Here is a 25,752-nt window from a genome sequence, read left to right on the forward strand (position 1 = left end):
CCCCCGGTTTCTAGCATGTCCCGACTCAATCCCCGGCAGCAGGAAGCCCGTGACTATGTCGGCGGCCCTCTTTTGGTGCTCGCCGGTGCAGGCTCGGGCAAGACCAGCGTGATTACGCGCAAGATTGCCCACCTCATCCAGAACTGCGGCATCCGTGCGCAGTACATCGTGGCGATGACCTTCACCAACAAGGCCGCCCGCGAGATGAAGGAACGGGTCGCCACCCTGCTGCGCCCGGGGGAAGGCCGCGGCCTGACTGTGTGCACATTCCACAACCTGGGCCTGAACATCATCCGCAGGGAGCACGAGCGCCTGGGCTACAAGCCGGGTTTCTCGATCTTCGACGAGTCCGACATCAAGGCGTTGCTGTCGGACATCATGCAGAAGGAATACTCCGGCGACGACGGCATCGACGAGATCAAGAACATGATCGGTGCCTGGAAGAACGACCTGATCCTGCCCGCCGAAGCCCTGGAGAAGGCGCGCAACCCGCGCGAGCAGACTGCCGCCATCGTCTACACCCACTACCAGCGCACGCTCAAGGCGTTCAACGCGGTGGACTTCGACGACCTGATCCTGCTGCCGGTCAAGCTGTTCCAGGAACACCCCGATGTGCTGGAGCGCTGGCAGAACCGCGTGCGCTACCTGCTGGTGGACGAATACCAGGACACCAACGCCAGCCAGTACCTGCTGGTGAAGATGCTGATCGGCATGCGCAACCAGTTCACCGTGGTGGGCGACGACGACCAGTCGATCTATGCCTGGCGTGGCGCCCGGCCGGAAAACCTGATGCTGCTCAAGGAGGACTACCCCTCCCTGAAGGTGGTGATGCTGGAGCAGAACTACCGCTCCACCAGCCGCATCCTGCGCTGCGCCAACGTGCTGATTGCCAACAACCCGCACGCGTTCGAGAAGCAGCTGTGGAGCGAGATGGGCGTGGGCGACGAGATCCGCGTCATCCGCTGCAAGAACGAGGAAGCCGAGGCCGAACGCGTGGCCATGGAAATCCTCACCCTGCACCTGCGCACCAACCGCCCGTACAGCGACTTTGCCATCCTCTACCGCGGCAACTACCAGGCCAAGCTGATCGAACTGAAGCTGCAGCACCACCAGGTGCCGTATCGCCTGTCGGGCGGCAACAGCTTCTTCGGCCGCCAGGAGGTCAAGGACCTGATGGCCTACCTGCGTCTGCTGGTGAACCCGGACGATGACAACGCCTACCTGCGGGTGATCAACGTACCGCGCCGCGAAATCGGCTCCACCACCCTGGAAAAGCTCGGCAACTACGCCACCGAGCGCGGTATTTCGATGTACGCCGCCAGCGAGGAGCTTGGCCTGGGCGAGCATCTGGACGCCCGCTACACCGAGCGTTTGCAGCGCTTCAAGCATTGGCTGGACGGGGTGCGCCACAAGGTTGCCCTGGAAGACCCGATTGCCGCGCTGCACGAGATGATCCGCGATATCGACTACGAGAACTGGATCCGTCAGCAGACCGCCAGCGACAAGGCTGCCGAGTTCCGCATCAGCAACGTCTGGTTCCTGGTCGAAGCGCTGAAGAACACCCTCGAGAAGGACGAAGAGGGTGACATGACCATCGAGGACGCCATCGGCAAGCTGGTGCTGCGCGACATGCTCGAGCGCCAGCAGGAAGAGGAAGAGAACGCCGAAGGTGTGCAGATGATGACCCTGCATGCCTCCAAGGGCCTGGAATTCCCCTACGTGTTCATCATGGGCATGGAAGAGGAAATCCTCCCGCACCGCTCCAGCATCGAGGCCGACACCATCGAAGAGGAACGCCGCCTGGCCTACGTGGGCATCACCCGCGCGCGCCAGACCTTGGCCTTCACCTTCGCCGCCAAGCGCAAGCAGTACGGTGAAATCATCGACTGCACGCCCAGCCGGTTCCTCGACGAACTGCCACCGGACGACCTGGCCTGGGAAGGCCTGGACGATGCGCCGGTCGAGGTAAAGGCTGCACGGGGCAACAACGCCTTGGCCGATATCCGGGCAATGCTCAAACGCTGATCAACCATTACTCTTTAACTTTGCCGCTATTTGCGGCCACCTTTGCTACATCGAGGAAAACAAAGTGGAAGCACTGCATCAGAAGATTCGCGAAGAAGGCATCGTGCTTTCCGATCAGGTTCTCAAAGTCGACGCGTTTCTCAACCACCAGATCGATCCGGCGCTGATGCAGCTGATCGGTGACGAGTTCGCCCGCCTGTTCGCCGACGCGGGCGTGACCAAGATCGTCACCATCGAAGCCTCGGGCATTGCCCCGGCGGTGATGACTGGCCTGAAGCTGGGCGTGCCGGTGATCTTCGCCCGCAAGCACCAGTCGCTGACCCTGACCGAGAACCTGCTGACCGCCTCGGTGTATTCCTTCACCAAGCAGACCGAGAACACCGTGGCCATCTCGCCGCGTCACCTCAACAGCAGCGACCGCGTGCTGGTGATCGACGACTTCCTGGCCAACGGCAAGGCGTCGCAGGCCCTGATCTCGATCATCAAGCAGGCCGGCGCCACCGTGGCCGGCCTGGGTATCGTGATCGAGAAGTCGTTCCAGGGCGGCCGTGCCGAGCTGGACAGCCAGGGCTATCGCGTCGAGTCGCTGGCCCGGGTGAAGTCGCTGGAAGGTGGTGTGGTGTCCTTCATCGAATAAGGCCGCTACGCGATCTCTGTGGGAGCGGGTTTACCCGCGAATGCGATTTGGGATGCGCCATCGCATTCGCGGGTAAACCCGCTCCCACAGGGGACAGTATGTCCGAGTGTTTATTTCGCAGCCTGTAAACCCGCCAGCAGCAACCGCTGGTAAAGCTCTTCCTTCAGCCCCTGCGGCTGATCCAGCTGCATCCGCACAAGATGCCTCGCGTAGCCCTCGGGCCCCGGCGCATCCAGCGCTGCCTTGCCCAGCTCCAGCACCTCGCTCAGCTTGAACTTGCTCTTCAACCAGTTCAGCGCCCGCAGCAAATCCCGCTCTTCAGCCGTAAAGTCCGTGCCCAGCGGATACTCCGGGAACAACCGCGAATGCCGCGCCCTGATCGCCTCCAGCCGCTGCGGCGTATTGTCGGTAAAGCACGCCTCCAGTTGAAAATCCTTGGCCAGCTTGCCGGCATCCTTTGCCTGCTCGATCAGCCCCTGCTGGAACCGCGAATCACATACCGCCAGCAACCGCGCAATCACCTCGCTGTCGGTCTGCCCACGCAGGTCGGCAATGCCGTACTCGGTCACCACGATATCGCGCAGGTGCCGGGGGATGGTGCAATGGCCATAGTTCCAGAACAGGTTCGAGGTCACCTCCCCGCCTGCCTCACGCCAGCTGCGCAGCAGCAGGATCGAACGCCCGCCCTCAAGCGCATGGCCCTGGGCGACGAAGTTGTACTGCCCGCCCACGCCACTGAGTACTCGGCCATCCTCCAGCTGGTCAGCCACCCCAGCGCCAAGCAGGGTCATGCCGAATACGCTGTTGATGAAGCGCGCATCGCGGCGTTGCCGGCGCTTGAGCTCCTCCTGCCCGTACAGCTCGTTGATGAAGCTGATACGAGTCATGGCAAAGCGTGCGCGCTGTTCCAGCGGCATGTCGCGCAAGCGCTGGTAGAACGCCTGGGGGCCGAGGAAGAAACCGCCATGCAGCTCTGCCGCCACCTGCTCGTCCGCCGGGCGCCGCAACAGGCCCGCTTCGGCCAGCGCCAGCAAGCCGTTGACGAACATCTCGCTGCAGCCGTACAGGCCTTGGGCGAAGGTATCCAGGCCCCCTTCCCGTTCGATCAGCGCTTGCCACGAGCCAGCACCCAGCGCGTCGAGCACGGCACGATAACCGGCGTTGTCACCCTGGCGCGCCAGCAGTGCGGCAGCTACCGCATCGCCCATGGCACCAATGCCGATCTGTAGCGTGCCGCCGTCGCGAACCAGGCTGCTGGCGTGCAGGCCGATGCAGTGGTCCTGGGTGTTGACCGGCATGTTCGGCGTGGAGAACAGGCGGCGTTGCTCGGCTGTATCGATCAGCAGGTCGAACGCATCGATGGGTAGCTCGGCGTCACCCGGCATGTAAGGCAGCTCGGCATGCACCTGGCCGAGCATGAGGATGGTCTCGCCGGCGGCGCGGCGCTTGGCGATCATCGGCAGCAGGTCGAGGGTGATGTCGGGGTTGCAGGCCAGGCTCAGGTGCACCGGCCTCTCGGGCGTGGCGGCCACCAACTGCGCAATCAGGTTCAGGCCCTTGGCGTTGATGTCACGTGCTGCGTGGCTGTAGTTGCTGCTGATGTAGCTTTGCTGGGCCGAATCGCTATGCAGCAGGCTGCCGGGCTGCATGAAGAATTGTTCCACCTGGATGTTCGGCGGCAGGCTGTCGTTGCGCAGGTCGGCGAGGTAGGTAAGTTCTTCATAGTCGGCGAAGACGCGCTCGACGAAGGGCTCGAGAAAGCGCCGCTGCAGGCCATCGCCCAGTGGCGGGCGGCCGAGGGACAGGGCCGTGTAGATGGTCAGCTGCCGTTCGGGCAGCTCGCGGATGCGGGCGTAAAGCGCGTTGACGAAGGCATTGGGCTTGCCCAGGCCCAGCGGCAGGCCCATGTGGATGTGGGCTGGCAGGCGCGACAGGACTTGCTCGACGGCCTGGTCGATGGAGCAGAGGTGCATCGGGGCCTCCTGAGACATCCATGGGTTCAGGGGTTGGACATGGGCTTTGGTGGGTTGGTTGCCTGTGCCGGCCCTTTCGCGGCTAAAGCCGCTCCTACAGAGACCTCACTGCCCTTGAGTCCTGTGCTGCACCTGTGAGTTCCCATAGGGACCCCACAATCCTTGAAGCCTGCACTTTACCTGTGGGAGCGGCTTTAGCCGCGAAAGGGCCGGTAAAGGCGCCACAAAAACAAAGCCCGCCATCAACGGCGGGCTTCATGCAATTCAGCTGTTTCTCACAGCCCGGACATCTTCTTGATCGCCCCTTTCAGGTCGTCATCCGAGCAGTCTGCGCAGGTGCCTTTCGGTGGCATGGCGTTGATGCCGGTAATGGCCTTGGCCAGGATGCCGTCCAGGCCGCCCTGGTGGTCGGCGCGTTCCTTCCACGCCGCGGTATCGCCAATTTTCGGTGCGCCGAGCAGGCCGGAGCCATGGCAGGCATTGCAGTGCTTGGCGATGATCTCGTCCGGCGTCTTGGCACCACCGCCACCTGCGGCGGCGGCCACTTCCATGCCCTTGCACTCCTGGCCCTGGACGCACACCTGGCCAACCGGCTCCAGGCGCTTGGCGATGTCATCATTGGTCGCAGCGGTTGCGCTCATTGCCCAGAGGGCGAATACGGCTGCTGGTACGGCCAGCATCTTCTTGATTTGGTTCACGCGAACACCCTCATGGTGGCTAATCACGCTCGCGGCCACGGATCGGCGAGCGTTGAAAAGTATAGCGGGAACCCAGAGGCCGTGAAACGACCCCACACGGGAAAGGGGTATTGCCGAATCAATGCACTGCGCTGGATCAAAAGTTTGAAGGCGTCGCCGCACTGATCAACCGCGCCGGCCGGTCGAACGGGTTGCGAAAACGGTGTGGGCGGGTGCTTTCGAAGTAGTAGCTGTCACCCTCTTCAAGGATGAAGATCTCGTTGCCGACTACCAGCTCCAGGCGGCCTTCGAGCAGGATGCCGGTTTCCTCCCCGTCATGGGTAAGCATTTCGGCGCCCGTGTCGGCACCCGGTGGATACACCTCGGTGAGAAAGGCGATGGCACGGTTGGGGTGCGACTTGCCGACCAGCTTCATGGTCACCGCACCGTCGGAGATATCGATCAGCTCATGAGCCTTGTAGACGATCTGCGTGGGGCTTTCAGGTTCCAGTTCGACCGAGAAGAACTCGACCATCGACATGGGAATGCCGCTCAGCACCTTGCGCAGCGAGCTGATCGACGGGCTCACGCTGTTCTTCTCGATCATCGAGATGGTGCTGTTGGTCACGCCGGCACGCTTGGCGAGTTCACGCTGGGACAGGCCCTTGAGCTTGCGGATGGCTTGCAGTCGTTCGCCGACGTCCAAAGCTGGAGCCTCCTGAAACGGTGGAAAGGGGGGTGGATGTGAACGATATCATGGCAATGCCGTTCAGTATTTACAACACACCGCCCTTCAACCTGTCCGCTTCAGCGTGTCATTCGCCGATGTAGTCCCGAGGTACCCGCTTCAGGTTGCAGAAAATCTGGTACGGAATGGTACCCGCGTGCGCAGCCACTTCACTGGCCAGCACATGCTTGCCCCACAGTTCGACGGGGCTGCCGACGGTGGCTTCCGGCACATCGGTCAGGTCGATGCTGAGCATGTCCATCGATACTCGGCCGATCAGTTGGGTGCGCTTGCCGGCGACCAGCACTGGGGTACCGTTGGGCGCCTGGCGCGGGTAGCCATCGGCATAGCCCATGGCAACCACACCAACGCGGGTTGGCCGTGGGCTGACGAACTTGGCGCCATAGCCCACCGGCTCGCCGGCAGGCAGTTCGCGCACGCTGATCACCCGCGATTGCAGGGTCATCACCGGTTGCAGGCGCTCGGCCTCGGCCTGGGCCACTTCGAACGGTGTGGCACCGTACAGCATCAGGCCCGGGCGCACCCAGTCGCTGGGGGCCTGCGGCCAGCCCAGCACACCGGGGGAGTTGCGCAGGCTGCACTCGGCGGCCAGGCCCTGGCGTGCGGCCTCGAACACGGCGATCTGCTGGGCGGTAGCGTCGGCATCCAGTTCGTCGGCCCGAGCGAAGTGGCTCATCAGCACGATGCGCGCGACCTTGCCGCTGGCCAGCAGGCGCTGGTAGGCCTCGTGGTAGTCCTTGGGGTGCAGTCCGACGCGGTGCATGCCGCTGTCGAGCTTGAGCCAGACGGTGAGCGGCTTGTGCAGCTGGGTCCTTTCGATCGCTTCCAGTTGCCACAGCGAGTGCACCACACACCACAGGTCGTGCTCGGCGATCAGGGCCAGTTCGCTGGCTTCGAAGAAACCTTCCAGCAGCAGCACCGGGGCCTTGATACCGGCGGCGCGCAGCTCCAGCGCTTCTTCGATGCAGGCCACGGCAAAGCCGTCGGCTTCGGCCTCCAGGGCCAGGGCACAGCGCACGGCGCCGTGGCCGTAGGCGTCGGCCTTGATCACGGCGAGGGCTTTGGCACCGGTCAGTTCACGGGCCAGACGGTAGTTGTGGCGCAGGGCCTGGAGGTCGATCAGGGCGCGGGCGGGACGCATGGCGGCTGCCTTATGGTGGTTCACAGGTTGAAAACGGTGTTGGGTTCTTCGCGGGCTCGCCCGCGAAGAGGCCGGTACAGGCGAACTTACTGCTGGTGAGCCGGCGCAGTCTGCCCGTGCTTGGCCACTTCCGGGCTGTTGCCATAACGGGAAATGTCCAGGCCTTCGGCACTGATCTGCGGCTTCTTGCGCGCAATCAGGTCGGCCAGCAGGCGACCGGAGCCGCACGCCATGGTCCAGCCCAAAGTACCGTGACCGGTGTTCAGGAACAGGTTGCGGTACGCCGTGGCACCAACGATCGGCGTGCCGTCCGGGGTCGCCGGGCGCAGGCCGGTCCAGAAGCTGGCCTGACTCAGATCACCGCCGCGAGGATAAAGGTCGTTGACGATCATCTCCAGCGTTTCGCGCCGACGCGGGTTCAACGACAGGTCAAAACCGGCGATCTCAGCCATGCCGCCGACGCGGATACGGTTGTCGAAACGGGTAATGGCAACCTTGTAGGTCTCGTCGAGAATGGTCGAGGTCGGGGCCATGTCGGCGTTGGTGATCGGCACGGTCAGCGAGTAGCCCTTCAGCGGGTATACCGGGGCCTTGATGCCCAGCGGCTTGAGCATCTGCGGCGAGTAGCTGCCCAGCGCCAGCACGTAGCGGTCGGCGGTTTCCAGCTTGCCGTCGATCCACACGCCATTGATGCGGTCACCCGCGAAGTCCAGGCGCTGGATGTCCTGGCCGAAGCGGAACTCCACGCCCAGCTTCACGGCCATTTCGGCAAGCTTGGTGGTGAACAGCTGGCAGTCGCCAGTCTGGTCGTTTGGCAGGCGCAGGGCGCCGGCCAGGATGTCCTTGACGCCAGCCAGGGCCGGTTCGACGCGAGCAATGCCGTCGCGGTCAAGCAGCTCGTAAGGCACGCCGGACTGCTCCAGAACGGCAATGTCCTTGGCCGCGGCGTCCACCTGGGCCTGGGTACGGAACAGCTGGGTGGTGCCCAGGCTGCGGTTTTCGTAGGCGATGCCGGTTTCGGCGCGCAGTTCGTCGAGGCAGTCACGGCTGTACTCGGACAGGCGCACCATGCGCTCCTTGTTCACCGCGTAACGGCTGGCGGTGCAGTTGCGCAGCATCTGTGCCATCCACAGGTACTGGTCGACGTCGCCGGTGAGCTTGATGGCCAGGGGCGCGTGGCGCTCCAGCAGCCATTTGATGGCCTTCAGCGGCACGCCTGGGGCGGCCCAGGGCGAGGCATAGCCGGGCGAGATCTGGCCGGCGTTGGCAAAGCTGGTTTCCATGGCCACCGCCGGCTGGCGATCGACCACCGTTACTTCGAAACCTTGCCGGGCCAGATAGTAGGCACTGGCGGTTCCGATCACACCGCTACCAAGTACCAGAACTCGCATCGTTTTATCCCTCGCACGCGGCGCGCCGCAGACTTTTATTGAAATGGCATGAATGCGCGCAGTATAGGAATTTGAAGGCAGTGCAATTCACTATATAAAAGCCTATTATTGGCGAGAATTCTCGGCAAAATCGCCTTTCACGGAGGGGCATCCCCTATGAGAACCCAGCACCAGAGCAAGCGTGAACTGGACAAGATCGACCGTAACATCCTGCGTATCCTGCAGAATGACGGGCGTATTTCCTTCACCGAACTGGGCGAGAAAGTTGGGCTTTCCACCACCCCTTGCACCGAGCGGGTCCGCCGCCTGGAGCGCGAGGGCATCATCATGGGCTACAACGCCCGCCTTAACCCGCAGCACCTCAAGGGCAGCCTGCTGGTGTTCGTGGAAATCAGCCTGGACTACAAATCGGGCGACACCTTCGAGGAGTTCCGCCGCGCGGTGCTGAAACTGCCCCACGTGCTGGAATGCCACCTGGTTTCAGGCGACTTCGACTACCTGGTGAAGGCGCGTATTTCCGAGATGGCCTCTTACCGCAAGCTGCTCGGCGACATCCTGCTGAAGCTGCCGCACGTGCGCGAATCGAAGAGCTACATCGTGATGGAAGAGGTGAAGGAGAGCCTTTGCCTGCCGATACCGGACTGAAGTCAGACCAGCACTTGGCGGGTAGTGGCAATGAACTGGTGGACCAGCTGCTCGGCAGCGGGCTCGATCATCTGTTCAGGGCCACGGCCACGCGGGCAGGCCAGGCGCGGGGTGGTGCCGAACAGGCGGCAGATCATCGGGCGCTCTTCATACACCGTGCAGCCGCTGGGGCCCAGGTGCACACAGTCCAGGCGCTCCAGGGCGGCGTCCTGCTCGGCCTGGGACTTGCGCGGCAGGCGGGCCATTTCTTCCGCCGAAGTGGTGACCGGGCCGCAGCAGTCGTGGCAGCCGGGCTCACACTCGAAGGAAGGGATGAGTTCGCGCAGGAAGTGGATCTTGTGGCGGTTGCAGGACATGGCAAGGTACAAGTTTGAGAGCTGAGGTTGGATTATAGGGCCAATCGCCGGCAAGCCGGCTCCCACAGGTACACCGTCGGTCTCAAGTGCCACGCGGACCCTGTGGGAGCTGGCTTGCCGGCGATGAGGCCGGTTGCCCCTCCCCGAAGCCCCGGCTTATCCTCCTCCCCCTCAGCCCACCAGCCTCAGGACCTGCCCAATGATCCACAGCGCGCAGCACGCCGCCTCCTACTACGCCGCCAGCAGCGCGCCACACCCCGACCACTCCTTCCTGCAAGGCGAGCACAGCGCCGACGTGTGTATCGTTGGCGGCGGCTACTCGGGCCTGAACACCGCCATCGAACTGGCCGAGCGCGGCTTTTCGGTCATCCTGCTGGAGGCGCGCAAGCTCGGTTGGGGCGCCAGCGGGCGCAATGGTGGCCAGCTGATCCGTGGCGTTGGCCACGGCCTGGAGCAATTCCTCCCGGTCATCGGCGAGGAAGGCGTGCGCAGCCTGAAACTGATGGGCCTGGAAGCGGTGCAGATCGTCCGAGAGCGCGTCGAAAGGCATGCCATCGCCTGCGACCTGACCTGGGGTTACTGCGACCTGGCCAACAAACCCGCCGAGCTGCTGGGCTTTGCCGAGGATGCTGAAGAACTGCGCAGCCTTGGCTACGCACATGAACTGCGCCTGGTCGGCAAGGACGATATCCACAGCGTGGTCGGTGCCGACTGTTATGTCGGCGGGCTGGTCGACATGGGTTCCGGGCACCTGCACCCGCTCAACCTGGCCCTGGGTGAAGCTGCCGTGGCCAGCCGCCTGGGCGTGAAGCTGTTCGAGCAGTCCGAGGTCACACGCATCGATTACGGCCCGGAAGTACAGGTGCACACCACCCAAGGCCGGGTACGCGCCAAAACCCTGGTGCTGTGCTGCAACGCCTACCATAACGACCTCAACCGCGAGTTGGGCGGCAAGGTGCTGCCAGCCGGCAGCTACATCATCGCCACCGAGCCACTGGGCGAAGAACGTGCCCGTTCGCTGCTACCGCAGAACATGGCGGTATGTGACCAGCGTGTGGCACTGGACTACTACCGCCTGTCCGCCGACCAGCGCCTGTTGTTCGGCGGTGCCTGCCACTATTCGGGCCGCGACCCGAAGGACATCGCCGCCTACATGCGGCCGAAGATGCTCAAGGTATTCCCGCAACTGGCCGACGTGCGCATCGACTACCAGTGGGGCGGCATGATCGGCATCGGCGCCAACCGCCTGCCGCAGGTTGGCCGCCTGGCAAGCCAGCCGAACGTGTATTACGCCCAGGCCTACTCGGGCCATGGGCTCAACGCCACCCACCTGGCTGCGCGCCTGCTCGGCGAGGCCATCAGCGGCCAGGAAAGCGGGCGTTTCGACCTGTTTGCCAAGGTGCCACACATCACCTTCCCCGGCGGCAAGCACCTGCGCTCGCCGCTGCTGGCGTTGGGGATGCTGTGGCATCGCCTGAAAGAGCTGATCTGAAAGCTGCGCGGTCCCTGTAGGAGCGGCCTTGTGTCGCGAAAGGGGTGCGTAGCGCCCCCAGGTTTTCAGCTTCGCCGCAAATATCGCTGGGGCCGCTCTGCGGCCCTATCGCGACACAAGGCCGCTCCTACATCGACCGCGCAACATCTGTATGGTCAGTCTTTCCAGAAGGGCTTACGCCCTTCGGCCCGGGCCTGCTCCCAGCTCAGCCCGATATCGCGCAACTCGTCGTCAGTCAACTGCAGCAGCGCCCTGCGGGTGTGCCAGCGATGCAGCATCAGCCCCCAACGCCCCAACCCTTTCGGCGCGTTGAACACCTTGGCTTGCTGCCCGGCTTCCAGTTCCTTGGCCAACAGTTGCAAGCGCACATCGCTCATGCCACCCATCACCGCATCCTCTCGTTCAGTTGATACTGTGGAGAAAGCATGCGCGTCGACAGCACCGGCAATACAGATCCAATACAGCCTTATTATTCCCATACAGAATTGGCCGCAGGCCGACTGAATGCTGTATTTTCAGCGCAACTGTACCGGTCGCCACGCTATTGCAGCGCAGGAGTATGCCGTGACCCTTTACCTGAACCTCGCCGAACTGCTCGGTGCCCGTATCGAACAGGGCCTCTACCGCCCCGGCCAGCGCCTGCCGTCAGTGCGCGCCCTGAGTGTGGAGCACGGGGTCAGCCTGAGCACCGTGCAGCAGGCCTACCGCATGCTGGAAGACAGCGGCATGGTCTCGCCCCGGCCCAAGTCCGGCTACTTCGTCAACGACCACCGCCACCTGCCGGCCCTGCCCGCCGTCAGCCGCCCGGCCCAGCGCCCGGTGGACATCTCGCAATGGGAGCAGGTGCTCGAGCTGGTGCGCAGTACCCCACGCCAGGGCGTGATTCAACTCGGTCGCGGCATGCCCGACATCGACAGCCCCACCCTCAAGCCACTGCTGCGCAGCCTTGCCCAACTGAGCCGGCGGCAGGACATGCCCGGGCTGTACTACGACAACATCCACGGCAACATGGCCCTGCGCGAACAGGTGGCACGGCTGATGCTCGACTCCGGCTGCCGCCTTGGCCCGGCCGACCTGGTGATTACCACTGGCTGCCATGAGGCGCTGTCCTGCAGCATTCGAGCGGTATGCGAGCCGGGCGATATCGTCGCGGTCGACTCCCCCAGCTTCCACGGCGCCATGCAAACCCTCAAGGGCCTGGGCATGAAAGCCCTGGAAATCCCCACAGACCCGGTTACCGGCATCAGCCTGGAGGCGCTGGAGCTGGCATTGGAGCAGTGGCCGATCAAGCTCATCCAGATCACCCCCAGCTGCAACAATCCTCTCGGCTACATCATGCCGGAGGCTCGCAAGAAGGCACTGCTGAGCCTGGCCCAGCGCTACGATGTGGCCATCCTGGAAGATGATGTATACGGCGACCTGGCCTACACCTACCCGCGCCCACGCACCGTCAAGTCGTTTGACGACGACGGCCGCGTGTTGCTCTGCAGCTCTTTCTCAAAGACCCTCGCCCCCGGCCTGCGGGTTGGTTGGGTAGCGCCCGGTCGTTACCTGGAGCGGGTGCTGCACATGAAATACATCAGCACCGGAAGCACGGCCAGCCAGCCGCAGTTGGCCATTGCCGACTTCATCGCCGGCGGGCACTACCAGCCCCACGTACGGCGCATGCGCAGCCAGTACCAGCGTGGCCGCGACCTGATGAGCGACTGGGTGACCCGCTACTTCCCGGCGGGCACCCGGGTCAGTCGACCGCAAGGTGGCTTCATGCTGTGGGTGGAATTACCCGAACATTTCGATACGCTGCGCCTGAACCGGGCTTTACTGGAGCAGGACGTGCAGGTTGCCGTGGGCAGTATTTTCTCGGCCTCGGGCAAGTTCCGCCACTGCCTGCGCATGAACTTCGCCGCACGGCCCACGCCGCAGATCGAAGCTGCCGTGCGCAGGGTTGGTGAAACCGCCCTTCGTCTACTGGAAGAAGAAAGCGCCGGCGCGTAACTTTGCGCCGCCCGCCACGGTCCAACCATTTAAGCCTTTGCTGCACAGGACGATCCACCCTTGAGACTCCAGCGAGCCCTGCCTCTGCTGCTGGTGCTACTGCTTGGTCTTGCCGGCTGTGCCAGCGTCGGCACGCCCCGCGAAACCAGCCAGGCGTTACCCGCCAACGACTCGGCCTTCGGCCGCTCGGTACTGCGCCAGGCCGCGCCGTACGACGGCCGCTCGGGCTTTCGCCTGCTGCCCAACAGCAACGAGGCGTTCCGCGCCCGTGCCGAACTGATCCGCAACGCCCAGGCGAGCATCGACCTGCAGTACTACATCGTCCACGATGGCCTCAGCACTCGTGCACTGGTTCATGAACTGCTGCGCGCCGCCGACCGTGGCGTGCGTGTGCGCATCCTGCTCGACGACACCACCAGCGATGGCCTGGACGTCATCATGGGCACCCTCGATGCCCACCCGAACATCCAGATACGGGTGTTCAACCCGCTACACCTGGGCCGCAGCACCGGCGTGACGCGCGCGGTGGGCCGCCTGTTCAACCTGTCGCGCCAGCATCGGCGCATGCACAACAAACTGTTCCTGGTGGACAACAGCATGGCCATCGTCGGCGGGCGCAACCTGGGCGATGAGTATTTCGATGCCGAACCCAACCTCAACTTCACCGACATCGACTTGCTGGGTGTCGGCCCGGTGGCCGAACAGCTCGGCCACAGTTTCGACCAATACTGGAACAGCGCCCTGAGCCGGCCGATTACCGACTTTCTCTGGCGCGACCCGGATGCCAGCGACCTGCGCGCCAGCCGCCACCGCCTGGAAATTTCACTGGCCGAAGCCAGGACCCAGCGCAAAGCCCTGTATGACCGCTTGATGGCCTACCAGTCGCAGCCGCGCCTGGATGTGTGGCGCAACGAGCTGATCTGGGCCCATGCCCAGGCGCTGTGGGATGCGCCGAGCAAGGTGCTGGCCGATGACGAACCGGACCCGCAACTACTGCTGACCCAGCAACTGGCTCCTGACTTGAGCAAGGTGCAACACGAGCTGATCCTGGTATCGGCGTACTTCGTGCCCGGCGAGTCCGGCCTGCTGTACCTGACCCACAGCGCCGACGCGGGTATCTCGGTCAAACTGCTGACCAACTCGCTGGAAGCCACCGATGTGCCGGCGGTGCATGGCGGCTATGCACCATACCGGCGGGCGCTGCTGGAGCATGGCGTGCAGCTGTACGAACTGCGCCGCCAACCCGGTGACCCCAGCGCCCGACACAGCTTGAGCTTCCATGGCAGTTCGGACTCGAGCCTGCACAGCAAGGCGATCGTGTTCGACCGGCGCAAGACCTTCATCGGCTCGTTCAACTTCGACCCACGTTCGGTGTTGTGGAATACCGAGGTCGGGGTGCTGGTGGACAGCCCGGAGCTGGCCGAGTACACCCGCGCGCTGGCGGTACAGGGCATGGCCCCGGCCTTGAGCTATCAGCCGACGCTGGTGGGTAACCAGATGGTGTGGGTGACCGAGGAAAATGGCAGGCGGCGCATGCTCACATCCGAACCGGGCGGGATGTGGCGGCGGTTCAATGCCTGGATCAGCAAGGCGGTTGGCCTGGAGAAGATGTTGTAGCGACGATTTTGGGGCTGCTTTGCAGCCCATCGCGGCGCAAGGCCGCTCCTACATGGGATCGCGTATCTCCTGTAGGAGCGGCCTTGCGCCGCGATGGGCCGCAAAGCGGCCCCAAAAAACAATCAGGCAGAAGCCGGCTCAAACGCTCCGCGCCGCCGGGTCAACACCACCAACCCCGCAGCCCCCGCCGCCATCAGCAACGGCAATGCATGCCCGCTGATCCACTGGCTCCCTGCCCCAGCCAGCAACGGCCCGAGCAGGCAGCCGATACCCCACAGCTGCGCCACATGGGCGTTGGCCCGCACCAGCGCATCATCCCGGTAGCGCTCACCAATCAGCACCAGCGACAAGGTGAACAAGCCCCCCGCACTGGCCCCGAACAGCACCCACAGCGGCCAGATCGCTGGTGTATGCAGCAGCACCGGGATCGCCAGGCTGGATACCAGAAGAGTCACCGCACAGCCAGTGAACAGAGCGCGCCGCGACATATGATCGGCCAGCGCCCCGATGGGCAGTTGCAGCACCGCGTCGCCCACCACCACGGTACTGACCATGAAAAGGGCGATTTCGGTGCTGAAGCCCTGTTGCAGGCAATACACCGGCAACAAGGTCAGGATCATCGCCTCGAACGAGGCAAACAGGGCAATGGCCCAGGCGATCACCGGCAAGCGCCGGCAGAAGGCGAACAGGTCGCCGAAGGTGACGCTGCAGGCCTCTGTGCTGGGTGCCCCGCCACGGCCCAAGAGAATCAGCGGCGCCACCAGCAGCAGGCCGGTAGCGGCCCAGAAGCCGAAATCGTCATCCGAGCCGAGAAAGCCCAGCAGCAGCGGCCCGGCGAGCTGGCTGAGAGCATAGCTGCTGCCGTACAACGCCACCAGGCGGCCGCGCCATTGCTCGACCACCAGCTGGTTGATCCAGCTTTCGCCGAGGATGAACACCACGGTCAGCGACATACCGATCAGCAACCGCAGCAGCAGCCACAGCGGGTAACTGGGCAGCAGTGCGACCAGGCCAATCGACAGCGCCCCGCCCCACAGGCACAGGCGCATGGCCGAGGGCACACCGACCCAGCCGGCCAGGCGACTGGCCAGACTGGCACCTACCAGCACGCCCAGCGCCGGCATCGCGGCCATCACACCGATGGCGAAGCTGCCGTAGCCCCAGGCCTCCAGCCGCAGGGATACCAGCGGCATGCTCACGCCGAGTGCCAGCCCGACGCTTAGCACCGATGCCAGTACGGCGAAGTAGGTACCCCAACGCATCCTTGACCTCTTGAGTTCTTGGGGCTGCTTTGCAGCCCATTCGCGGCACAAGGCCGCTCCTACAGGGGTATGCGTTTCCCTGTAGGAGCGGCCTTGTGCCGCGAATGGGCCGCGAAGCGGCCCCACGGGATTACAGCTTGATCCAGGTCGCCTTCAGCTCGGTGTACTTCTCCAGCGCATGCAGCGACTTGTCACGGCCGTTGCCCGACTGCTTGAAGCCACCGAACGGCGCGGTCATGTCGCCGCCGTCGTACTGGTTGACCCAGACGCTGCCAGCGCGCACGGCGCGGGCGGTCTTGTGGGCCTTGGAGATGTCCGAGGTCCAGATGCCAGCGGCCAGGCCATACGGCGTGTCGTTGGCAATGGCGATGGCTTCTTCGGCGGTATCGAAGGCGATCACCGACAGCACCGGGCCGAAGATTTCTTCCTGGGCGATCTTCATGGCGTTGGTCACGCCGTCGAAGATGGTCGGCTCGACATAAGTGCCACCGGTTTCTTCCAGGGTGCGCTTGCCGCCGGCCAGCAGCTTGGCGCCGTCCTTGTGGCCAGCCTCGATGTACGACAGTACGGTGTTCATCTGCTGGGTGTCGACCAGGGCACCGACAGTGGTCTGTGGGTCCAGCGGGTTGCCTGGCTTCCAGCCTTTCAGGGCCTCGACCACCATCGGCAGGAACTTGTCCTTGATCGAACGCTCGACCAGCAGGCGGGAGCCGGCGGTGCACACTTCGCCCTGGTTGAAGGCGATGGCGCTGGCGGCAGCTTCGGCGGCAGCTTGCAGGTCCGGAGCGTCAGCGAAGACGATGTTCGGGCTCTTGCCGCCGGCTTCCAGCCAGATGCGCTTCATGTTCGATTCGCCCGCGTAAACCATCAGCTGCTTGGCGATCCTGGTCGAACCGGTGAATACCAGGGTGTCGACGTCCATGTGCAGGGCCAGGGCCTTGCCCACGGTGTGGCCGTAGCCTGGCAGCACGTTCAGCACGCCAGCCGGGATACCGGCTTCGATGGCCAGCTGGGCGATGCGAATGGCCGTCAGCGGCGACTTTTCGGACGGCTTGAGCACTACCGAGTTACCGGTGGCCAAGGCCGGGCCGAGCTTCCAGCAGGCCATCAGCAGCGGGAAGTTCCACGGTACGATGGCACCGACCACACCCACCGCTTCGCGGGTGACCAGGCCGAGCTGGTCATGCGGGGTCGGGGCGACTTCGTCGTAGACCTTGTCGATGGCTTCGGCAGTCCAGTGGATGGCATTGGCCGCGCCAGGTACGTCGATGCTGGAGGAGTCGCCGATCGGCTTGCCCATGTCCAGGGTTTCCAGCAGCGCCAGCTCTTCGACGTTCTTGCGCAGCAGGTCGGCGAAGCGGATCAGCTTGGCCTTGCGCTTGGCCGGGGCCAGCTGCGACCACACGCCGGAATTGAAGGTGGCACGGGCGTTTTCCACAGCGCGATTGGCATCAGCCAGATCGCAGCTGGCAACCTTGGCCAGGAAGCGTCCGTCGACCGGGCTCAGGCACTCGAAGGTTTCACCGGATGCGGCATCGGTGTATTCGCCGTTGATGAAGGCACGGCCTTCGATCTTCAGTTGCTGGGCACGTTGTTCCCAGTCCGCACGAGTCAGGGTGGTCATACGAAACTCCTCCTCTTGTTTAGATGCAACGCCGCACTGAGGACTCACAGGCGTTGTCAGAATTCTGCCCCAGCGTCGAGGGCATTTTGGCTACCGACACCCTAAACCAGCCGGTGTAAACTATCAATATATTTGACACGAAAGGCTCAAAAGCCTACTCATGTGCATTTTATTAAACAACAACAGGAGCCGAACCATGAGTATCGACAGCATAATCGACTTCGCGCAGGTCATTACCGAGGCCGAACGCTACCGTCCGGCGGCGGAGAAAATCCTCAAGGGCGAGCCAGACCAGGCTGTCTACAACCATTATTCCAGCCCGTGCGGGCAGTTTGCCGCGGGCGTGTGGGAAGGCGAGGTCGGGCAGTGGACGGTGAACTACACGGAGCATGAGTACTGCGAGATCGTCCAGGGCGTCTCGGTGCTGCGTGACCAGGATGGCGGAGCCAAGACCCTGCGTGCCGGTGACCGGTTTGTCATCCCGGCCGGCTTCAAGGGCACCTGGGAGGTGCTGGAGCCTTGCCGCAAGATCTATGTGATGTTCGAGCAGAAATGATCTGAGGCCCGAACAGGCATAAAAAAACCCGCATCCTTTCGGAGGCGGGTTTTTTCAGGTCGCCGATCAATTACTTGATCTTGGCTTCCTTGTACACCACGTGCTTGCGAACAACCGGATCGTATTTCTTGATCTCGATTTTGTCCGGAGTGGTGCGCTTGTTCTTGTCGGTGGTGTAGAAGTGGCCAGTGCCAGCACTCGAAACCAGACGGATCAATTCACGCATGACGTTCTCCTTAGAACTTTTCGCCGCGAGCGCGCAGCTCGGCCAGCACTACGTCGATACCACGCTTGTCAATAACGCGCATGCCTTTGGCAGATACGCGCAGACGCACGAAACGCTTCTCGGATTCAACCCAGAAACGGTGGTGCTGCAGGTTCGGCAGGAAACGACGACGGGTTTTGTTGTTTGCGTGGGAAATGTTGTTCCCGGTTACTGGACCCTTACCAGTAACTTGACAGACTCTCGACATGACTCAGCCCTCTAAAACCACATGCCCAACCCGGCATGGGTTGGCCGCTTAATCTCTCAGTCTTTGGCGCCTGGGCGCCGTGATTCTGGAGGTCTTATCGGCCGCATTCGCTGATGCGACAGGCCGAGCCCCTAGAAAAGAGCGCTGCTTTATACCAGAAAGACTCGGCCGCAACAACATTAGATGAATATTGACACGAGCCCCGACGCGCCGGGCCAGCATAGCGGCAGGCCCCGCCAGCCGTCGACCACTCGTCGCCAATTTTGTAAAAAAGGGTGTGGTCATTTCCCGACGGGCACACTAGGGTAGGCCTTTTCCAGACTGCACTGGCAGATGGGCCACTGACAGCCAAGGAGCCACTATGCGTGCCGCCGCCCTTTCCTTATTGTTCAACTCCTTGTTCGCCGCAGGCGCCCTGATCGCCGCCAGCGTTGCCCAGGCCGCCCCGCTGAGCGTCTGCAGCGAGGCCAGCCCCGAAGGCTTCGACGTGGTGCAGTACAACTCACTGACCACCACCAACGCCACAGCCGATGTGCTGATGAACCGCCTGGTGGAGTTCGACGCGGCGCAAGGCAAGGTGGTGCCGAGCCTGGCGGCCAGCTGGACGGTATCGGCCGACGGCCTGATCTACGACTTCACCCTGCGCGATGATGTGAACTTCCACACCACCGCCTACTTCAAGCCAAGCCGCCCACTGAACGCCGACGATGTACTGTTCAGCTTCCAGCGCATGCTCTACCCCGCCCATGCCTGGCACAAGACCGCGCCGGGCGGCTACCCGCATGCCCAGTCGCTGCAACTAGGCAGCCTGATCAAGGCGATCGAGGCACCCGCGCCAAACACCGTGCGCTTCACCCTCAACCACCCGGACGCCACGTTCCTGGCCACGTTGAGCATGGGCTTCGCATCGATCTACTCCGCCGAGTACGCGGACAAACTTCTCAAGGCCGGCACGCCGGAGAAGCTCAACAGCCAGCCGATCGGCACCGGGCCGTTCATCTTCCAGCGCTTCCAGAAGGACGCCGTAGTACGCTATCGCGCCAACCCTGACTACTTCGCCGGCAAGCCGGCGGTCGACCCGCTGATCTTCGCCATCACCACCGATGCCAACGTGCGCCTGCAGAAGCTCAAGCGCGGCGAGTGTCAGGTCGCGTTGTCGCCCAAGCCGCTGGACATTGCCGAAGCTGGCAAGGACGGCAACCTCAAGGTGGCCACCACCCCGGCGTTCATGACCGCCTTCGTCGCCATCAACAGCCAGCACCCGCCGCTGGACAAGCCGGAGGTGCGCCAGGCCATCAACCTGGCCTTCGACAAGCAGGCCTACCTCAAGGCCGTGTTCGAAGACTCCGCGGTGGCCGCCAACGGCCCCTACCCGCCCAATACCTGGAGCTACGCCAAGGACCTGCCCGGCTACCCGCTGGACCTGAAGAAAGCCAAGGCCCTGCTGACAAAGGCCGGCCTGGCCGAGGGCTTCAGCACCACGATCTGGACCCGCCCGTCGGGCAGCCTGCTCAATCCCAACCCCAGCCTCGGTGCGCAGATGCTGCAGGCCGACCTGGCCAAGATCGGCATCAAGGCAGAGATCCGCGTGATCGAGTGGGGCGAGCTGATCCGCCGCGCCAAGGCGGGCGAGCATGACCTGCTGTTCATGGGCTGGGCGGGCGACAACGGCGACCCGGACAACTTCCTCAGCCCGCAGTTTTCCTGCGCCGCGGTGAAGTCGGGGACCAACTTCGCACGCTTCTGCGACAGCCGCCTGGACCAGTTGATCAGCGCCGGGCGCACCACCAACGACCAGAGTGTGCGCAGCCGGCTTTACCAGCAGGCGCAAACCTTGATTCAGCAACAGGCGCTGTGGGTGCCGCTGGCGCACCCGACGGCGGCGGCCCTGCTGCGCCAAGGGGTCGAGGGGTATCAGGTGAGCCCGTTCGGGCGGTTGGATTTCAGCAAGGTGTCTGTGAACAAGTAAGCCTGCACCGGCCTCTTCGCGGGTAAACCCGCTCCCACAGGGACCGCGCCAACTTTCAACATGGCGCTATCCCTGTGGGAGCGGGTTTACCCGCGAAAGGGCCGGTACTGGCAGCACAAAGCTCCAGTTTTCCATCAGGCCACAATCCACCCATGCTCGACCATCGACAGCGGCTCCCCGTCACCGATGATGATGTGATCCAGCACCCGCACATCGATCAACGCCAGCCCCCGCTTCAACGACAGGGTCAAATGCACATCGTCCTGGCTGGGCTCACTGTTGCCCGAGGGGTGGTTGTGGCACAGGATCAAGGCCGCTGCGTTATGCAGCAATGCCCGCCGCACCACTTCCCGCGGGTAGACGCTGGCCCGATCTATCGTGCCTCGGAAGAGGATTTCAAACGCCAACGGCCTGTGCTTGGTATCGAGAAAGAGGCACCCGAACACCTCGCTGACTTCATGTCGCAGCATCGCTTTCAAATAGCGCCTCACCGTTGCCGGGCTGTCCATCGCGGATTCACGCTCAATCGAAGTTGCAAGGTGCCTGCGCCCGATCTCCAGCAGCGCCTGCAGCTGGCTGTACCTCACCGGGCCCAACCCAAGCTCGCCGACGAAGGCCTCTCGGTCGGCCTCCAGCAACTGGCGCAACCCCCCGAACTTCACGAGCAGACCTCGCGCCAGCTCCACGACATTGCGCCCTCGCACACCTGAGCCGAGAAATACAGCCAGCAATTCCGCGTCCGTCAGGCTTCCGGCCCCACGCTGCAGCAACTTCTCCCTCGGCCGCTCTTCAGCCGGCCACTCCCTGATATTCATCCCGCTCCTCTGCCCTTGCTGCGGCCCATTTCGGCCCTGTGTTAATCTATTTCGCCTCGTACATGCGACGTTCCGCCGCAGGCATTTTCAAACGTCGTCGCCCGCTCTCACTGGAAAAAGGCAAGCCTATGCAGCGGCTGTATCGCAAGCGCATCGTTCTCGGCGTGGGTGGCGGCATTGCCGCCTACAAAAGCGCCGAACTGATTCGCCGACTCCTGGAGCACGGCGCGCAGGTGCGCGTCGTCATGACCCGTGGTGGTGCAGAGTTCATCACCCCGCTAACCCTGCAAGCGCTGTCAGGCCACCCGGTGCACATGGACCTGCTCGACCCTGCCGCCGAAGCGGCCATGGGCCACATCGAACTGGCCAAGTGGGCTGACCTGGTGCTGATCGCCCCGGCCACCGCCGACCTCATGGCGCGCATGGCCCAAGGCATGGCCGACGACCTGCTGACCACCCTGGTGCTGGCTACCGATGCCACTGTCGCCGTGGCCCCGGCCATGAACCAGGCCATGTGGCGCGACCCGGCCACCCAGGCCAACCTCGAACTGCTCAAGAGCCGGGGCATCCAGGTGTTCGGCCCAGCGTCCGGCAGCCAGGCCTGTGGCGACGTCGGCCTGGGCCGCATGCTCGAAGCCACCGACCTGGCCTGGTGTGCCGCGGAAAGCTTCAAGCGCCAGGCCCTGACCGGCAAGCACGTGCTGATCACTGCCGGCCCGACCCAGGAAAACATCGACCCGGTGCGCTACATCACCAATCATAGCTCCGGCAAGATGGGCTTCGCCTTGGCTGAAGCGGCCGCCGAGGCCGGGGCTCGGGTGACCCTCGTCACTGGCCCGGTGCACCTGCCGACCCCCGACCGGGTCAGCCGTATCGACGTGGTCAGCGCGCGGGACATGCTCGCGGCCTGTGAAGCGGCCATGCCATGCGACCTGTTCATCGCCTCTGCGGCGGTTGCGGACTACCGCCCGGAAGTCGTTGCCACGCAAAAATTGAAGAAAGATCCTACGACCGGCGACGGCATGCTGCTGCAGATGGTGCGCAATCCCGATATCCTTGCCACCATCGCTGGCCGCGCCGACCGCCCGTTCAGCGTCGGTTTCGCCGCCGAGACCGAACACTTGCTCGATTACGCCACGCGCAAGCTCAAGGACAAGAACCTCGACCTGATCGTCGCCAATGATGTGGCCAACCCCAGCATCGGCTTCAACAGCGAGGAAAACGCCTTGACCGTGATCGACCGCCAGCAGCACCAGACCCTCTTCGCGCAGACCAGCAAGGGCAAGATTGCCCGGCAACTGGTCGCCTTCATCGCCGAACGGCTCAATCAGGTTCAATAAGTTACATGCACGCTCTTCAAGCCAAGATCCTCGACCCACGCCTGGGCACCGAATTCCCCCTGCCGCAGTACGCCACCCCCGGCTCCGCCGGCTTGGACCTGCGCGCCCTGCTAAAGGAAGACACCGTCCTCGAGCCAGGCCAGACCCTGCTGATCCCCACCGGCCTGTCGATCTACATCGGCGACCCGGGCCTGGCGGCGGTGATATTGCCGCGCTCGGGCCTGGGCCATAAGCACGGCATCGTGCTTGGCAACCTGGTCGGGCTGATCGACTCGGACTACCAGGGCGAGTTGATGGTGTCGTGCTGGAACCGCGGCAACACACCGTTCACCATCGCCGTTGGCGAGCGCATTGCCCAGCTGGTGCTGGTACCAGTGGTACAGGCCCATTTCGACATCGTCGAAGCATTCGATGAAAGCCAGCGCGGCGCTGGCGGCTTCGGCCATTCCGGCAGCCACTGAGCCGAGAAATGACCGTTCAGGCCAAGGATGGCGAACTCTCTGGCGAAACCACCGTCCAAGCGTTCAGTTTGCGCCTGCCCAGAAAGCCTTTGACTAATGGAGCTTCCAGAGATGAACGACATGGCCCACCTGGTCCCCGCCGCACTGCCAGACAGCATTTTCCGCGCGTATGACATTCGCGGCGTGGTCGGCAAAACCCTTCACGCCGAAACCGCCTACTGGATCGGCCGCGCCATCGGCGCGCAGAGCCTGGCCCAGGGCGAACCGCAGGTTTCGGTCGGCCGCGATGGCCGCCTGTCCGGCCCGATGCTGGTCGAACAGCTGATCAAGGGCTTGGTCGATGCCGGCTGCCAGGTCAGCGACGTCGGTCTGGTGCCCACCCCCGCCCTGTATTACGCAGCCAACGTGCTGGCCGGCAAGTCCGGTGTAATGCTGACCGGCAGCCACAACCCGTCGGACTACAACGGTTTCAAGATCGTCATCGCCGGCGATACCCTGGCCAACGAACAGATCCAGGCCCTGCTGACGCGATTGAAAACCAACGACCTGACCCTCGCCGAAGGCCGCGTGGAAAAGGTCGAGATCCTTGACCGCTACTTCCAGCAGATCGTCGAGGACGTGAAGCTGGCCAAGAAGCTCAAGGTGGTCGTGGACTGCGGCAACGGTGCCGCCGGCGTGGTCGCGCCGCAACTGATCGAAGCCCTGGGCTGCGAAGTGATCCCGCTGTTCTGCGAAGTCGACGGCAACTTCCCCAACCACCACCCGGACCCGGGCAAGCCGGAAAACCTCGAAGACCTGATGGCCAAGGTCAAGGAAACCGGTGCCGACATCGGCCTGGCCTTCGACGGTGACGGCGACCGCGTCGGCGTGGTGACCAACACCGGCAGCATCGTCTACCCCGATCGCCTGCTGATGCTGTTTGCCCAGGACGTACTGTCGCGCAACCCGGGTGCCGAGATCATTTTCGACGTGAAATGCACCCGTCGCCTGACCCCGCTGATCGAGCAGCACGGCGGCCGCGCACTGATGTGGAAGACCGGCCACTCGCTGATCAAGAAGAAGATGAAACAGACCGGCTCGCTGCTGGCCGGCGAGATGAGCGGTCACATCTTCATCAAGGAACGCTGGTACGGTTTCGACGACGGCATCTACAGCGCCGCGCGCCTGCTGGAGATCCTCAGCAAGGCCGGGAAGAGTGCCGAAAACCTGTTCGCCGCGTTCCCGAACGATATTTCCACGCCGGAAATCAATATTGATGTGACCGACGAGGGTAAATTCAGCATCATTGATGCACTGCAACGAGACGCCGACTGGGGCGAAGCCAACCTGACCACCATCGACGGTGTGCGGGTGGACTACGCCCACGGCTGGGGCCTGGTTCGCGCCTCCAACACCACCCCGGTGCTGGTGCTGCGCTTCGAGGCTGACAGCAACGCCGAATTGCAACGTATCAAGGATGTTTTCCGTACCCAGTTGCTGCGGGTTGAGCCTGAGCTGCAACTGCCGTTCTGACCGACTATCTGTTCCTTACAGGAGCCCTGCATGACCCTCGATCGCGATGCCGCTTCCCATGTAGCCGAGGTTTTGTCCGAAGCACTGCCTTACATCCGCCGCTTTGTCGGCAAGACCCTGGTGATCAAGTACGGCGGCAACGCGATGGAGAGCGAGGAGCTCAAGACCGGCTTCGCTCGTGACATCGTGCTGATGAAGGCTGTGGGCATCAACCCGGTGGTGGTCCACGGTGGTGGCCCGCAGATCGGCGACCTGCTCAAGCGCCTGTCGATCGAAAGCCACTTCATCGACGGCATGCGCGTCACCGACTCGGCGACCATGGACGTGGTGGAGATGGTGCTGGGTGGCCAGGTCAACAAGGACATCGTCAACCTGATCAACCGCCACGGCGGCAGCGCCATCGGCCTGACCGGCAAGGACGCGGAGCTGATCCGCGCCCGCAAGCTGACCGTCAGCCGCCAGACGCCCGAGATGACCACCCCGGAAATCATCGACATCGGCCACGTGGGCGAAGTGGTGAGTGTGAACACCGACCTGCTGAACATGCTGGTGAAGGGCGACTTCATCCCGGTGATCGCGCCGATCGGCGTGGGTGCCAACGGTGAGTCGTACAACATCAACGCCGACCTGGTGGCGGGCAAGGTAGCCGAGGCGCTGAAGGCCGAGAAGCTGATGCTGCTGACCAACATCGCCGGCCTGATGGACAAGCAGGGCGAGGTACTGACCGGCCTGACCACCGAGCAGGTCAATGAACTGATCGCCGACGGCACCATCTACGGCGGCATGCTGCCGAAGATCAAGTGCGCGCTGGATGCCGTGCAGGGCGGTGTGAATAGCTCCCACATCATCGACGGCCGCGTGCCGAACGCGGTGCTGCTGGAGATCTTCACCGACAGCGGCGTGGGTACCCTGATTACCAACCGCAAGCAGCGCTGATCGTTAACCTGTCCCGGCCTCTTCGCGGGTAAACCCGCTCCCACAGGTACAGCACCGCCTTTGAGGGCTGTGGAGATCCTGTGGGAGCGGGTTTACCCGCGAAGAGG

24 protein-coding genes are annotated in these 25,752 nt (G+C 63.5%); 12 read left to right on the forward strand and 12 right to left on the reverse strand.

The features are described 5' to 3' along the window. Positions 1–15: 15 nt before the first annotated feature. Both rep and E5221_RS27645 read left to right on the forward strand, forming a co-directional pair. Positions 16–2,025, forward strand: coding sequence for a DNA helicase Rep (rep, locus tag E5221_RS27640; protein WP_015272320.1), 2,010 nt, complete (start codon positions 16–18; stop codon positions 2,023–2,025). A 64-nt stretch (positions 2,026–2,089) separates the two neighbouring features. After that, the gene (locus tag E5221_RS27645) at positions 2,090–2,662 is read left to right on the forward strand and encodes a xanthine phosphoribosyltransferase (protein WP_003253535.1); all 573 of its coding nucleotides are present in this window, start codon (positions 2,090–2,092) and stop codon (positions 2,660–2,662) included. 110 nt (positions 2,663–2,772) lie between these two features. On the opposite strand, the gene E5221_RS27650 is transcribed toward E5221_RS27645, so the two are convergent. From E5221_RS27650 to dadA, 5 genes are all read right to left on the reverse strand, one after another. Next, entirely contained in the window at positions 2,773–4,635 is a 1,863-nt protein-coding gene (locus tag E5221_RS27650) for an acetyl-CoA hydrolase/transferase C-terminal domain-containing protein (protein WP_247846722.1), read from the reverse strand. A 275-nt stretch (positions 4,636–4,910) separates the two neighbouring features. Then, complete coding sequence (locus E5221_RS27655) at positions 4,911–5,315, reverse strand: c-type cytochrome (RefSeq protein ID WP_038408395.1); 405 nt, start codon at positions 5,313–5,315, stop codon at positions 4,911–4,913. A 154-nt stretch (positions 5,316–5,469) separates the two neighbouring features. After that, positions 5,470–6,018, reverse strand: a complete 549-nt coding sequence (locus E5221_RS27660; protein ID WP_013974777.1) for a cupin domain-containing protein — start codon at positions 6,016–6,018, stop codon at positions 5,470–5,472. A 109-nt stretch (positions 6,019–6,127) separates the two neighbouring features. After that, positions 6,128–7,201, reverse strand: coding sequence for an alanine racemase (gene alr, locus E5221_RS27665; RefSeq protein ID WP_182329518.1), 1,074 nt, complete (start codon positions 7,199–7,201; stop codon positions 6,128–6,130). 86 nt (positions 7,202–7,287) lie between these two features. Beyond that, a complete protein-coding gene (gene dadA / locus E5221_RS27670) occupies positions 7,288–8,592 on the reverse strand; it encodes a D-amino acid dehydrogenase (RefSeq protein ID WP_189121450.1) in 1,305 nt (434 codons plus the stop codon). A 156-nt stretch (positions 8,593–8,748) separates the two neighbouring features. Here dadA and dadR point away from each other — a divergent pair, with 156 nt between their 5' ends. Continuing rightward, on the forward strand, positions 8,749–9,237 hold the full coding sequence (gene dadR / locus E5221_RS27675) for a transcriptional regulator DadR (protein WP_003258963.1): 489 nt from the start codon (positions 8,749–8,751) through the stop codon (positions 9,235–9,237). Positions 9,238–9,239: 2 nt separating this feature from the next. Here the strand turns inward: dadR and E5221_RS27680 are convergent, their stop codons facing one another. After that, positions 9,240–9,593, reverse strand: a complete 354-nt coding sequence (locus tag E5221_RS27680) for a YkgJ family cysteine cluster protein (protein ID WP_182329517.1) — start codon at positions 9,591–9,593, stop codon at positions 9,240–9,242. Between the two features lie 199 nt (positions 9,594–9,792). Here E5221_RS27680 and E5221_RS27685 point away from each other — a divergent pair, with 199 nt between their 5' ends. Then, on the forward strand, positions 9,793–11,085 hold the full coding sequence (locus E5221_RS27685; RefSeq protein ID WP_061550244.1) for an FAD-binding oxidoreductase: 1,293 nt from the start codon (positions 9,793–9,795) through the stop codon (positions 11,083–11,085). Between the two features lie 155 nt (positions 11,086–11,240). Here the strand turns inward: E5221_RS27685 and E5221_RS27690 are convergent, their stop codons facing one another. Beyond that, positions 11,241–11,471, reverse strand: a complete 231-nt coding sequence (locus E5221_RS27690; protein ID WP_024087912.1) for a DUF1127 domain-containing protein — start codon at positions 11,469–11,471, stop codon at positions 11,241–11,243. A 178-nt stretch (positions 11,472–11,649) separates the two neighbouring features. Here E5221_RS27690 and E5221_RS27695 point away from each other — a divergent pair, with 178 nt between their 5' ends. Then, positions 11,650–13,080: a PLP-dependent aminotransferase family protein gene (locus E5221_RS27695; RefSeq protein WP_024087913.1), complete on the forward strand. Its 1,431-nt coding sequence runs from the start codon at positions 11,650–11,652 to the stop codon at positions 13,078–13,080. Positions 13,081–13,140: 60 nt separating this feature from the next. Further along, positions 13,141–14,697, forward strand: a complete 1,557-nt coding sequence (locus E5221_RS27700; protein WP_247846723.1) for a phospholipase D family protein — start codon at positions 13,141–13,143, stop codon at positions 14,695–14,697. 122 nt (positions 14,698–14,819) lie between these two features. On the opposite strand, the gene E5221_RS27705 is transcribed toward E5221_RS27700, so the two are convergent. After that, positions 14,820–15,959: an MFS transporter gene (locus E5221_RS27705; protein WP_232881307.1), complete on the reverse strand. Its 1,140-nt coding sequence runs from the start codon at positions 15,957–15,959 to the stop codon at positions 14,820–14,822. 130 nt (positions 15,960–16,089) lie between these two features. Next, positions 16,090–17,583, reverse strand: coding sequence for an aldehyde dehydrogenase (locus tag E5221_RS27710; RefSeq protein ID WP_247846724.1), 1,494 nt, complete (start codon positions 17,581–17,583; stop codon positions 16,090–16,092). Between the two features lie 196 nt (positions 17,584–17,779). Between E5221_RS27710 and E5221_RS27715 the strand changes: the two genes are divergently transcribed. Further along, positions 17,780–18,139 carry a cupin domain-containing protein gene (locus tag E5221_RS27715; protein ID WP_003258971.1) on the forward strand — a complete coding sequence of 120 codons (360 nt, stop codon included), beginning with the start codon at positions 17,780–17,782 and terminating at the stop codon, positions 18,137–18,139. A gap of 70 nt (positions 18,140–18,209) precedes the next feature. On the opposite strand, the gene rpmG is transcribed toward E5221_RS27715, so the two are convergent. Continuing rightward, positions 18,210–18,365, reverse strand: a complete 156-nt coding sequence (gene rpmG, locus E5221_RS27720) for a 50S ribosomal protein L33 (protein ID WP_003253507.1) — start codon at positions 18,363–18,365, stop codon at positions 18,210–18,212. Positions 18,366–18,375: 10 nt separating this feature from the next. After that, positions 18,376–18,612: a 50S ribosomal protein L28 gene (gene rpmB, locus E5221_RS27725; protein ID WP_003258972.1), complete on the reverse strand. Its 237-nt coding sequence runs from the start codon at positions 18,610–18,612 to the stop codon at positions 18,376–18,378. Positions 18,613–18,973: 361 nt separating this feature from the next. Between rpmB and E5221_RS27730 the strand changes: the two genes are divergently transcribed. Continuing rightward, the gene (locus E5221_RS27730) at positions 18,974–20,581 is read left to right on the forward strand and encodes an ABC transporter substrate-binding protein (RefSeq protein ID WP_024087914.1); all 1,608 of its coding nucleotides are present in this window, start codon (positions 18,974–18,976) and stop codon (positions 20,579–20,581) included. 134 nt (positions 20,582–20,715) lie between these two features. Here E5221_RS27730 and radC read toward each other — a convergent pair whose 3' ends face one another. Then, on the reverse strand, positions 20,716–21,396 hold the full coding sequence (gene radC, locus E5221_RS27735) for a DNA repair protein RadC (protein WP_039612333.1): 681 nt from the start codon (positions 21,394–21,396) through the stop codon (positions 20,716–20,718). Positions 21,397–21,524: 128 nt separating this feature from the next. On the opposite strand from radC, the gene coaBC reads away from it, so the two are divergent. From coaBC to argB, 4 genes are all read left to right on the forward strand, one after another. Further along, entirely contained in the window at positions 21,525–22,736 is a 1,212-nt protein-coding gene (gene coaBC, locus E5221_RS27740; RefSeq protein WP_003253409.1) for a bifunctional phosphopantothenoylcysteine decarboxylase/phosphopantothenate--cysteine ligase CoaBC, read from the forward strand. Between the two features lie 5 nt (positions 22,737–22,741). Further along, positions 22,742–23,197 (forward strand): dUTP diphosphatase, encoded by a 456-nt coding sequence (dut, locus tag E5221_RS27745; RefSeq protein ID WP_015272329.1) that lies wholly within the window; start codon positions 22,742–22,744, stop codon positions 23,195–23,197. Between the two features lie 111 nt (positions 23,198–23,308). Beyond that, positions 23,309–24,709 (forward strand): phosphomannomutase/phosphoglucomutase, encoded by a 1,401-nt coding sequence (locus tag E5221_RS27750; RefSeq protein ID WP_247846725.1) that lies wholly within the window; start codon positions 23,309–23,311, stop codon positions 24,707–24,709. A gap of 30 nt (positions 24,710–24,739) precedes the next feature. Continuing rightward, entirely contained in the window at positions 24,740–25,645 is a 906-nt protein-coding gene (argB, locus tag E5221_RS27755; protein ID WP_003258198.1) for an acetylglutamate kinase, read from the forward strand. Positions 25,646–25,752: the final 107 nt, after the last annotated feature.

It is taken from the genome of Pseudomonas sp. A2 (genome assembly GCF_023100865.1).
GTDB lineage: Bacteria > Pseudomonadota > Gammaproteobacteria > Pseudomonadales > Pseudomonadaceae > Aquipseudomonas > Aquipseudomonas asiatica.

What these genes read in the sequence shown, in the direction of transcription:
- rep (WP_015272320.1), top strand. Translation starts at nt 16, where the DNA reads ATGTCCCGACTCAATCCCCGGCAGCAGGAAGCCCGTGACTATGTCGGC.
- E5221_RS27650 (WP_247846722.1), bottom strand. Translation starts at nt 4,635, where the DNA reads ATGCACCTCTGCTCCATCGACCAGGCCGTCGAGCAAGTCCTGTCGCGC.
- E5221_RS27655 (WP_038408395.1), bottom strand. Translation starts at nt 5,315, where the DNA reads ATGCTGGCCGTACCAGCAGCCGTATTCGCCCTCTGGGCAATGAGCGCA.
- alr (WP_182329518.1), bottom strand. Translation starts at nt 7,201, where the DNA reads ATGCGTCCCGCCCGCGCCCTGATCGACCTCCAGGCCCTGCGCCACAAC.
- dadA (WP_189121450.1), bottom strand. Translation starts at nt 8,592, where the DNA reads ATGCGAGTTCTGGTACTTGGTAGCGGTGTGATCGGAACCGCCAGTGCC.
- dadR (WP_003258963.1), top strand. Translation starts at nt 8,749, where the DNA reads ATGAGAACCCAGCACCAGAGCAAGCGTGAACTGGACAAGATCGACCGT.
- E5221_RS27680 (WP_182329517.1), bottom strand. Translation starts at nt 9,593, where the DNA reads ATGTCCTGCAACCGCCACAAGATCCACTTCCTGCGCGAACTCATCCCT.
- E5221_RS27685 (WP_061550244.1), top strand. Translation starts at nt 9,793, where the DNA reads ATGATCCACAGCGCGCAGCACGCCGCCTCCTACTACGCCGCCAGCAGC.
- E5221_RS27690 (WP_024087912.1), bottom strand. Translation starts at nt 11,471, where the DNA reads ATGGGTGGCATGAGCGATGTGCGCTTGCAACTGTTGGCCAAGGAACTG.
- E5221_RS27705 (WP_232881307.1), bottom strand. Translation starts at nt 15,959, where the DNA reads ATGCGTTGGGGTACCTACTTCGCCGTACTGGCATCGGTGCTAAGCGTC.
- E5221_RS27710 (WP_247846724.1), bottom strand. Translation starts at nt 17,583, where the DNA reads ATGACCACCCTGACTCGTGCGGACTGGGAACAACGTGCCCAGCAACTG.
- E5221_RS27715 (WP_003258971.1), top strand. Translation starts at nt 17,780, where the DNA reads ATGAGTATCGACAGCATAATCGACTTCGCGCAGGTCATTACCGAGGCC.
- rpmG (WP_003253507.1), bottom strand. Translation starts at nt 18,365, where the DNA reads ATGCGTGAATTGATCCGTCTGGTTTCGAGTGCTGGCACTGGCCACTTC.
- rpmB (WP_003258972.1), bottom strand. Translation starts at nt 18,612, where the DNA reads ATGTCGAGAGTCTGTCAAGTTACTGGTAAGGGTCCAGTAACCGGGAAC.
- E5221_RS27730 (WP_024087914.1), top strand. Translation starts at nt 18,974, where the DNA reads ATGCGTGCCGCCGCCCTTTCCTTATTGTTCAACTCCTTGTTCGCCGCA.
- radC (WP_039612333.1), bottom strand. Translation starts at nt 21,396, where the DNA reads ATGAATATCAGGGAGTGGCCGGCTGAAGAGCGGCCGAGGGAGAAGTTG.
- coaBC (WP_003253409.1), top strand. Translation starts at nt 21,525, where the DNA reads ATGCAGCGGCTGTATCGCAAGCGCATCGTTCTCGGCGTGGGTGGCGGC.
- dut (WP_015272329.1), top strand. Translation starts at nt 22,742, where the DNA reads ATGCACGCTCTTCAAGCCAAGATCCTCGACCCACGCCTGGGCACCGAA.
- E5221_RS27750 (WP_247846725.1), top strand. Translation starts at nt 23,309, where the DNA reads ATGAACGACATGGCCCACCTGGTCCCCGCCGCACTGCCAGACAGCATT.
- argB (WP_003258198.1), top strand. Translation starts at nt 24,740, where the DNA reads ATGACCCTCGATCGCGATGCCGCTTCCCATGTAGCCGAGGTTTTGTCC.